Source organism: Staphylococcus sp. HMSC034G07 (genome assembly GCF_001835975.1).
In the GTDB taxonomy this organism is placed as follows: domain Bacteria; phylum Bacillota; class Bacilli; order Staphylococcales; family Staphylococcaceae; genus Staphylococcus; species Staphylococcus ureilyticus.
The window spans coordinates 1-2,075 of sequence record NZ_KV826577.1 but is presented as its reverse complement, the minus strand read 5'-3'; the positions used below and the strand labels follow the sequence as shown (position 1 = coordinate 2,075).

The following is a 2,075-nucleotide window of genomic DNA, read 5'->3' as shown; positions in this document are numbered from 1 at the left end:
GGTTAGCTATATTTTTTACTTTGCAACAGAACCTATTTACCTATGGCAGCAACAACACATAACATTTGGGTTAAATATATCATCATTTTGGCTACTATTTTCAGGTGCAATTACAGCAATACCATTGATTCTGTTCTCAGCAGGTGCTAAGCGAATTCCATTATCGTTAACTGGCTTCATCCAATATGTAGGGCCGACAATCATGTTTATCTTAGGTATCTTTGTCTTTAAAGAGCCATTTAACACTGATCAATTAATTACCTTTATTTTTATATGGATAGGTATTGTGTTATATAGTATTTCTCAATATATTCAAATTAAGAAAAATCCAGTTGTAAAATAATTATACCTTCACTTTATTTGATGTGCATTCTTTAAATTAGATATTGATTCTAACTATTGATGTGTACATTAACGTTTAAATAGAGTGAAGGTGTATTTTTTATTTTGTATATCGACTGAATAGTAGTTGATTTGTAAAATATAAAGTTGGGTTAATCGTGTCTTTAATATCATTGACTTCTTTAAGCCACAACTGTAAGTCATTGTAGTAGTCGGAACTCATAGACAAATCATTTGTAAAACATTTAGCTGTTGCTTCAATTGTATCTTTGTTTAATTGGTTAGAGATATCGGTTTGAGTATACATTGAGTAAATTTCAATTGCACTTGCTAAATGATGATTGATGTAATGAATTGCTTTTTGAATGATTTTTAGGAACTTTTTGAGTTTAACCTCACTCGTATTTAATACTTCAGGTGTTGTAATAAAAATAAGTTGGCAAAAATCGGGTACATTATAATTTTTAAGTGAAAAATAATCTACATTAAGTCCTTGATTTCTAGCTTCAAGAATTTCAAAATTTTCGAAAATGAGTGTAGCAGCATCAGCTTTATCAGTTAAAAGTGCATCAGTATGATAAAAGCTATGATTAACTGGTGTGATGTCACCCTCTTTATATGTGCCACCATCTGCTTCAATCATCGTTTTAGCCATGGCAATACCACCTGGACCGGGAGCGCCAGGATATTGAAGTCGCTTACCGATTAAATCTTTGGGGCGAGCGATATTTTTATCTTTGTTATACATAATACCTCCGTTAGTGTGAAGATATCTCGCAAACCCGATGACGTTTTGTTCTTTAGCTCTATCTTGAACCAGATGAATAGGTTCAGTAATCGCGATATCCATTGAACCATTTTCAATCTCGTCTAATGCATCAAAGTGCTCTTTTGGTTCAATCATCTCAATTTCTAATGATTCTTCTTTAAACCATCCTTTTTCAATACCTATGATTAACGGCATATGATCAGGATTTAAAAACCATTCTAAACCTACTGTTAATTTGTCCAAAAAAAATTCCTCCATCCATTTAATTATTGCGTAAAAAAGTGAATGAAGAAACAGTTATCAATATTGCTCACTTTCCTACGCTGGTGCTAACCAACAGGTTCAAGGGTTGAAAGTAGACTTTCTCTCAGCAAATTGAATTGCACCCCTAATGATACTGGTTAATCTATGTACAGAATAACATAGTTGAATTGAATAAAAAGTGAAACGAATATAGTAAATATTAATCTTGGGAGTATGATGCAAAAAAGCTAACGTTTCAAACGTTAGCTTACAATATATTTGATGAACTGAAGTTTAATTAAAATTCTAACTTTACATCATACCAATGAGTTTCATCCATAGTGAACCTAATCCGATCCAAATAATAAAATAGACTATACCAAGTACAATATTCATAGTCCACCAGCGCTTTTGTGTAACATAGCCAGCTGCGTATAATATGGGCGCTGGTCCACTACTATAATGTGTTGTTGATGCCAGTAAGTTACCAAAGAACCCTAACATTAATGCACTGAATAATGGCGGTGCACCTGAAGCGACTGCAACACCGAGTAACGCGGCGTACATGGCGCTGACATGTGCTGTTTCACTTGCGAATAAATAATGTGAGTAGAAATAAAACAAGATGAGTAAAACTAAAACGATAGGCCAACTAAAGCCATTCAAACCTTGAGCAATGAGTTTGCTGGTTCTGTTGCAAAGTAAAAAAATATAGCTAACC

The 2,075-nt window shown here is 33.3% G+C and carries 3 protein-coding genes and 1 riboswitch; of the genes, 1 reads left to right on the top strand and 2 read right to left on the bottom strand.

The genetic code is table 11. The features are described 5' to 3' along the window. Positions 1–343, top strand: a 343-nt coding sequence (locus tag HMPREF2586_RS00140) for an EamA family transporter (RefSeq protein WP_176747362.1), incomplete at its 5' end; no start/stop codon positions are given. A 99-nt stretch (positions 344–442) separates the two neighbouring features. Here HMPREF2586_RS00140 and HMPREF2586_RS00135 read toward each other — a convergent pair. Together HMPREF2586_RS00135 and HMPREF2586_RS00130 are read right to left on the bottom strand one after the other, a co-directional pair. After that, positions 443–1,354 (bottom strand): ABC transporter substrate-binding protein, encoded by a 912-nt coding sequence (locus HMPREF2586_RS00135; RefSeq protein WP_064263964.1) that lies wholly within the window; start codon positions 1,352–1,354, stop codon positions 443–445. A 55-nt stretch (positions 1,355–1,409) separates the two neighbouring features. Then, a riboswitch (TPP riboswitch) is annotated at positions 1,410–1,511 on the bottom strand. A 155-nt stretch (positions 1,512–1,666) separates the two neighbouring features. Continuing rightward, positions 1,667–2,075 (bottom strand): anion permease (locus tag HMPREF2586_RS00130; RefSeq protein ID WP_256324317.1); only part of this gene is annotated, 409 nt, incomplete at its 5' end.